The sequence below is a fragment of the Kitasatospora sp. NPDC005856 genome (genome assembly GCF_040629945.1).
Classification (GTDB): domain Bacteria; phylum Actinomycetota; class Actinomycetes; order Streptomycetales; family Streptomycetaceae; genus Kitasatospora.
Genome location: NZ_JBEXWT010000006.1, coordinates 153,515 through 161,218 on the forward strand (window position 1 = coordinate 153,515; position 7,704 = coordinate 161,218).

Here is a 7,704-nt window from a genome sequence, read left to right on the forward strand (position 1 = left end):
CTGCTCCGGAGGCCCGACCGGCCGTCCTCAGCTCCGCCCCGGCCCCGCCGCCTCCCCGAGGGCGTCGCGCAGCATGGTGCGGGAGGTGATGCCGAGCTTCTCGTAGATCTGGTACAGGTGCGCGCCGACCGTCCGGTGCGAGAGGAACAGCCGTTCGGCGATCTGCTTGTTGGTGAGCCCGGTGGCGGCGAGCCGGGCGATCTCCAGCTTCTGGGCGCTCAGGCCGTGGGTGTTCGAGGCGTCGGGCCGCGGCCGGCTCCAGCCCGTCGCCCGCAGCTCGCTCCGCACCCGCTCGGCCCACGGATCGGCGCCCAGTTCCTCGAAGACGGCCAGGGCGGCGCCGAGTTGGACCTTGGCCTCGGCCACCGCCCGGGCCCTGCGCAGCCGTTCGCCGTGGGCGAGCCGGACCCGGGCGTGGTCGAAGCGCCACCGCTCGGCGCCGCGGGTGTCCAGCGCGACGGCGAAGCGGCGCAGCGCCTCCCGGTCGTCGTCGGCGCACAGCGCGGCGGACGCCTCCAGCAGCATGGCGTGCCGGGAGGAGACGGCGCCGAGGCCGGCCTCGCGCATCGCCCGGACGTGCGCGGCGGCCTCCTCGCGCCGGTCGCAGCGGACGGCGGCCTCCACCAGGTGGGCGGCCACCCACAGCGCGTGGGGGACGTGGGAGGCCAGGGTGCCGGCCGGGCTGACGGCCTCGGCGTGCCGGTAGGCGAGCGCGTAGTCCCCGCCGCCCAGGGCCGCCACGGCCGCGGCGTGGTGGGCGTAGTGGGCGGCGCAGGCGGCGCCGTTGCGCGCGGCCCAGTCGATGACGTGCCCGGCCGTCGCGAGGCTCTCGTCGGTCTGCCCGCGGGCACCGAGGACGATGGACCTGATGAACAGGAAGTACCAGGCGAAGGCGCGGTACCCGTGGTCCTCGCAGGCCCGCAGCCCCTCTCCGGCGAGGTCGAGCGCCTCGTCCCACCGTCCGGTGAGGTAGTCGTCCAGGCACAGGTGGATGAGCGAGGAGAGGTAGCGCCGGGCCGGGCCGCCCTCGCGGCCGGAGCGCACCACCTGCCAGGCCGCGTCGCGGACCTCGCCGAGCCGGTCGAGGTAGAGGGCCCCGGTGCCGACCCGGGTGACCAGCACCGGGTCGGCCTCCTCCGCCGACAGGACCAACGAGTCCGTCAGGACGTCGAGTCGGCCGTGCGCGGCCACCCCGGTCCGGGCCGGGTCGGAGAAGGTGCGGCCCAGGACGGTCAGGATGGCCGGCGGCTCGGGGGTGAGGCGTTCCAGGGCCCGGTGGTAGGAGTGCCACAGCTCGGGCCTGGCCCCGAAGAAGCAGACCACCGAGAGGACGTGCAGCGCGTCGACGAGCGCCTTGTCGTCGGCCCGGTAGCCGTGGGCACCGGCGGTGGACTCGATGGCGGCGGTCAGCAGCCGGTGGGCGGTGCCCACGGCGTCGCCCTCGACGCCCCCGTCGGCGCCCTCCCCGGTACCACCGGCGCCCCCGGCGGCACCCCCGGCGCCCGGGTCGTCGCCGCTGTCCCCGTTGAGCACGAGCAGCGCCGAAGCCGTCGCCGAGTGCAGCGAGTCCTCCCCCTCCGGGGCGGCCTGGCGGGCGTCGTCGAGGAGCTTTCGGGCGCTGGACAGCGCCCCGGTGGACTCGGCCCCCAGGTAGGCCGCCTCGGCGAGCCGGCGGCCGCGGTCCGGCCCTTCCGGGGAGAGGGCGGCCGCCCGGATCAGGGTCCGCATGGCCCCGGCGGCGTCGCCGCGCCGCAGGGTGAGGCCGGCCGCGTGCTCCAGCAGCGCGGCGACCTCCTCGTCGGGTTCCAGGGTGGCCTCGCCCAGGTGCCAGGCGCGGCGTTCGGGCTGGTCGGCGAGGGCCTGCGCGATCGCCGCGTGCGCCGCGCGCCGTTCGCCGCTGAGGGCGTGCAGCACCATGGCCGAGCGGATCAGCGGGTGACGGAACCTCAGCCGCTGCTCGCCCTCCTCGATGTCCACCAGCCGGTCCCGCTCGACCGGGCCGAGGTCGTCCAGGCCGTACCCGTCCCCGGCCCGGCGGGCGGCCGCCTGCAGCACGCCGAGGTCTCCGCTGCCCTCCAGGGCCGCGAGCAGCAGCAGTTGCCGGGAGCCGGCGGGCAGCCGGGCGATCCGGGCCCCGAACAGCGTCTCCAGCCGGCTGCTGAGCGGCGGCACGGCCGGGCAGTCGGCGGAGGCGGCCGGCGGCACGACGGTCGGCAGTTCCAGCAGCGCCAGCGGGTTGCCGCCCGCCTCGGCGAGCAGCCGTCGGCGCACGCCGCGCCCGAGGCCGGGGAACCGGTCGGCGAGCAGCCGGGCCGCCGACTCGTCGTCCAGGGGCGGGAGTTCGTACGTCGGGAAGATCCCGGCCTCCCGCGGGCCCAGCTCGCCGGAGCGCGCCGCCGCCACGAAGCCGACGCCCAGGCCGGCCACCCGCCGGGCGACGAAGCCGAGCACCGCCGTGCTGGCCGGGTCGACCCAGTGCAGGTCGTCGACGACGAGCAGCAGCGGCTGCCCGTCGGCGACGGTCTGGAGCAGCCGCAGTGCGGCGTTGGAGACGAGGAGCTGCTCGGGCGGCGGGCCGCTGTCGAAGCCGAGCACCACCCGCAGGGCGTCGCCCAGCCCGACGTCGAGGTGCTCCAGGGCGCCCAGGTGCGGGAAGAGGATCTGGTTGAGGCCCGAGTAGCCGCAGTCGGCCTCGAACTCCACGCCCGAGGCCCGGAGCACCCGGGCGCCGTCCGCGAGCGCGGCCGCGGCGACCGCGTCCAGGACGGCGCTCTTGCCGATGCCGGCCTGGCCGGCCAGCAGCAGCGCCCCGCCACCGGCCCCGACGCCCAGCCGTTCCCGGACCAGCCTCAGGTCGTCGTCCCGGCCGACCAGCGCCCCGCCCCGGATTCCGGGCACAACGGGCCCACCACCGCCCATCACTACCGTTCCCCTCCCGAATCCCCTCCCGAACAATTCCGGCCACCGTCACGCGCGTACCGAAGCCGGATTTCCCTCGGCGGAAAATCCCTTCGGCACGGCCGTGAACAGACCTGGCCGAACCCATTATGACGGTAAACAGTCAGTCATTTTCCAGACCTTTCAGTCCATTTCCGGCCGCCCGCCGCGTCGCATGACGTACGCCTCGACCTGCGCGGATGCGAAAGGCCGTCCGTTCCGTGCAGTCGAATGACCGATGCGCCGACGCCGCACGATCGAACACAGTTGCACCACAGGTTCCCCGTCCCCATCGGCGCTACCGGCCGACCCCGAAAGCGAGTTCCCCCGTGGCCCTCACACCCCTCCGAACCGCCCTCCGGCTGAAGACCGCCGCCGTGGCGACCGCGCTCGCCGGCGCGGCGCTGCTCTCCGTGGCGTCCCCGGCCTCCGCCGCGAACGCGCCCTACGACGGCTGCCCGGCGTGGGCGGTCTGCCTCTACCAGCACGAGGGCGGAACGGGCTCGAAGGCGATCGTCACGCCGCCCCCGGCCGGCGGCAACGCGGCCATCGTGCGGCTCCACTCGGTCCACTTCCTGAACGGGGAGATCGCCGACAACCAGGTCTCGTCCTGGATCAACAACTCGCAGTGCTCGGTCAAGTTCATGGACGACCCGTACGGCGAGCTCCACCCGTCCGACCTGGACTACACGGAGACGTGGCACTGGGGCGCGACCCGCGACTACGGGAACGGCTCCTCGATGTCCTACGTCAACGACCGGATCTCCTCGCTCCAGTTCTGGTGCCCGTAACGGCCGGCTCCGGTTCGAGGGTGCGGCCTGCGATCCACCCCACCGCCCCCGGCACCCGCGAGGAGCCGGGGGCGCCGCCGTGCGCCCTCCCGATTCCCCGGTCCGCCACCAGATCCGTCCGACGACACGGAAGGAAGTCCCGTGAAACGCCTGCGACCAGCGTCCGTCCTACTGTCCGGCCTGCTGCTCTCCGTCTCCCTGCCCACCCTCGCCGAGGCCGTGCCCGCCGTCGAAGCGGCCCCGGCGGCCGTCACCGCGGTGACGGCCGGCCCCGGCGCCGACGGCCCCGACCTGACCTACGCCAACCGCACCGCCCCGGCCGCCGGCATGCCGGACTGGTCCCGCGTCGGCTTCCGGGGCGGCCAGGAGCTGCCCGACGACAACGACCTGACCGACGACGCCGGCTGCCGCATCACCCCGGACGTGCTCGCCGCCAGGTACGGCGTGAAGGCGAACGACGGGGCCGACGACACCACCGGGCTGCAGAGGGCCGTCGACGACGTCAAGGCCAACTGCTCGCCGAACGCCAACTTCAACCGGCTCTCGCTGATCTCCCTGCCGGCCGGCCGGATCGACGTCTCCCGGCAGATCTACGTCGACGCCGACTACCTGGTCCTGCGCGGCCAGGGCTCCGGCGACGGCGGCACCCGGCTGGTGTTCCGGCCGGACGTCGACACCCGCTACGACACCCTGGTCAACGGCCGCTGGGACCAGGACGGCATGAAGGCCGGCAGCGGCAGCGACATCGGCACCGGCGGCTGGATCTGGCCGGGCCGCGGCATGTTCCGGGTGCAGACCCGGGACATCGCGGACCGCTACCGGGACGACTGGGCGGCGGCCGCGGCCAACCGCAAGGACATCTTCGAGGGCAGCGTCAACCAGCACTGGGCCTCCGGCATCAAGGTGGCCGCCCGGGCCGACGACCCCGGCTACGCGGCCCGCCAGGGCCAGGACACCGTCCAACTGGACCCCAAGGCCGACATGAAGAAGTTCTCCCTGGGCGGCTACGTCTGGGTGGGCGCGGCCAACAGCGTCAAGTTCTACGAGCAGCAGGGCGTCTCCGACCGCGGTCAGATGGACAACCTGCACATGCGCCAGCAGATGTTCCGGGTCACCGGCTTCGACGGCACCGCGAAGACCGTCACCCTGGACCGCCCGGTGGAGTGGGACGTGCCGGTGGACTCCACCTCGGACGGCTCCCCCGCGCTGGGCGACAAGCCGTACGCCAGCAAGGTCACCCCGCTGAAGGTGGTCGAGGGCGTCGGCTTCGAGGACTTCGCCTTCACCCAGGACATGAGCGGCCTGCCCAAGCTGGGCGGCGGCACGTACGACCTGACCCCCGCCCAGGCCGTGCACAACTACGGCAACATGGCGCCCGAGTACGCGATGCACGGCATCGTCTTCAAGTGGGCCGCCAACGACTGGGCGCGCGGGCTGAAGGCCGAGATGACCGGCTCGCACCCGATCGTCACCGAGGACGCCCGCAACCTGCAGATCGAGCGCAACAGCTTCGACGGCGCCTGGAACAAGGGCAAGGGCGGCAACGGCTACCTGCGCGGCAGCCGCGTCTGGGACTCGCTGTACGCCTACAACCTCAGCCGCAACCTGCGCCACTTCACCTTCCAGTGGTCGGCCAGCGGCAACGTCGCCTTCCGCAACGACCTCGACTCGGACCTGAACCTGCACGGCGGTTGGGAGCACGACAACCTCTTCGAGCAGAACACCCTGCGGGTCCCGTACGAGCACCGCTCCGGCAACTGCAAGACCAACTGCGGCGGCGAGGGCGGCGAGGTCGACGAGGGAACCTGGTACCCGGTCTGGTGGGCGGCCGGCCCCAAGGCGGTCAAGTGGTCCGGTTCCTCGGGCCCGCAGAACGTCTTCTACAACAACACGATGGTCAAGCAGGCGACACCGGGCGGCCCGTTCGAGCCGTACGCGCCGTACGGCAGCCAGACCGGCACCGCCTACCAGTTCGGCTCCGCCGACGGCGCCCCCGGCCGGTTCCAGCCGCTGACCCAGGGCGGCCAGAACATCCCCGACTGGACCGGCCGGGAGACCTTCGACTACACCGGCCAGGGCGTGGTGCCGGTCGACCTGGGCAAGCGCCCCTCGCTCTTCCTCGCCGACACCGGCGGTCTGGAGCCGCGCAGCGCCAACGAGCGCAAGGTCGCCACCTGGAACATGCAGGGCGCGAACACCGCCGACGCGAACGGCAACAAGTACGCCAACGACCTGCCCCAGCTGTTCGGGCGCGGCAGCCGGCAGGGCGGTGCCGACATCATCTCGCTGCAGGAGGCCGGCGCCCCGCCCGGCGGTGCCACCTTCCAGCAGAACATCGACACCCCCAACATCCACTACTGGACGAACGACGGCCTCCACACCATCCCGGTCCAGGAGTACCGGATGGGAACCGCGAGCCGCCCGACGGGCTGGCTGTACTGGCTGCGCACGGACACCGGCAACGGGGAGTACGGCCGGGTCAACCTGGCCGTCTTCAGCCGCACCCGGGTCGACCGGAACAACGTGTACGTCGCCCGGGAAGGCATCATCACCGACGGCAACGACTCCCGGCCCGCGCTCGGCATCAACGTCGACGGCGTCGTGTACTTCACGGTGCACGGCTGGTCGGGCAGCGGCAACGACGACCCGATGCTGCTGCGCAACATCCAGGACCAGATGTCCCAGGCGCACCTGCCCTGGATCGCCCTGGGCGACTACAACCGCGCCCCGGACAGCCTGCGCGCGGCGATCGGCGCCGATCTCTCCGTCCACGCCCAGGACCGGCCCACGCACCCGACGGACCGGATCGGCAGCGGCACTCCGCGGGTCCTGGACTACGCCGTCGCGCCCAACAACAGCCCCCAGCAGCCCCGCGTCGTCGACATCGAGCGGGCCAACATCAACACGTCGGACCACTACCCCGTCGTGTACACCCTCGACAACCTGCCGGCCCGGCCGTCGGTCACCCCGTCGGCGACGCCGAGCCTGTCGAGGCACGTCGTGCTGCGCAGCGCCACCAGTACCAACGTGGCCTCCCCGACCCGCACCAGCCATGTGGTCAGCGACCAGCCGGTGAACCGGGCCAACATCGCGACGCAGGTGTACACGGTCGAGCCCGACCCGGAGTACACCGGCTACTACCGCCTGGTCAACAACAGCGCGCCCTACTTCGGCCACTACCTCGGCCAGGAGGGCGGCGCCCGCGACGCCCGGACGGTGGTGTGGCCGAACGCGGCCCTGGACCAGCTCTGGGCGCCGGTCGATCAGGGCGACGGCACCTGGACCCTGCAGAACTACGTCACCCGGCAGTTCCTCACCGCGATGACTCAGGGGCAGGCGCTGGCGGGCCGCGACTACAACGGCTCGCCCGACCAGCGCTGGTTCCTCCAGGACCCGCGGGAGGCCGCGGACGTCAACGAGATCGTCTCGCGGGAGAGCGGGACCGGGGCCTCCGCGCTCTCGGTCGACGACCACGCGCCGGCGCCCCGCCCGGTGGTCCTGTCCCCGAACGCGCACCTGGGCACCCAGCAGTTCGGCATCGTCTCCGCGGGGCGGAGCGGCTCGGACAACTGCTTCTACCTGATCAACCAGGGGCAGTACGTGAACTCGACGGCGACCAGCCCGGGGAACCCGTCGAACGGCGGCGCCGTCACCATGGGCGGATTCCGTCCCAACGACGACGGCTACCTGTGGTGCGCCACACCCGACGGCGCGAACGGCACGCTCCTGACCAACCACACGACGCCCGAGGAGCACCTGAACCTCGGCGACGGCGTGTTCAACCACACGACGACGGTCACCGTCCCCACCTCGGGTGCCGCCTGGCTCCACTGGCTCTTCCGGACGGCGACCCAGTGACCCGCCCCCTCCGGTGAGCCCCGGCGGCCGGTCGATCCGAGGATCGACCGGCGGCCCCCCCGGAGGTGAAGCGCGGCCCCGGGGGACCCCCCCCCCACCACGCCTAGATGAAACCCAA

General features: G+C 73.2%; 3 protein-coding genes. 2 read left to right on the forward strand and 1 reads right to left on the reverse strand.

Annotation, left to right across the window (positions count from 1 at the left end):
- Positions 1–27: 27 nt before the first annotated feature.
- Positions 28–2,898 carry an AAA family ATPase gene (locus ABZ449_RS06510; RefSeq protein ID WP_360341130.1) on the reverse strand — a complete coding sequence of 957 codons (2,871 nt, stop codon included), beginning with the start codon at positions 2,896–2,898 and terminating at the stop codon, positions 28–30.
- Between the two features lie 368 nt (positions 2,899–3,266).
- Between ABZ449_RS06510 and ABZ449_RS06515 the strand changes: the two genes are divergently transcribed.
- Together ABZ449_RS06515 and ABZ449_RS06520 are read left to right on the forward strand one after the other, a co-directional pair.
- Positions 3,267–3,728 (forward strand): peptidase inhibitor family I36 protein, encoded by a 462-nt coding sequence (locus ABZ449_RS06515; RefSeq protein ID WP_360341133.1) that lies wholly within the window; start codon positions 3,267–3,269, stop codon positions 3,726–3,728.
- A gap of 141 nt (positions 3,729–3,869) precedes the next feature.
- Positions 3,870–7,586, forward strand: coding sequence for a hypothetical protein (locus tag ABZ449_RS06520; RefSeq protein WP_360341136.1), 3,717 nt, complete (start codon positions 3,870–3,872; stop codon positions 7,584–7,586).
- The last annotated feature ends 118 nt before the right edge of the window (positions 7,587–7,704 follow it).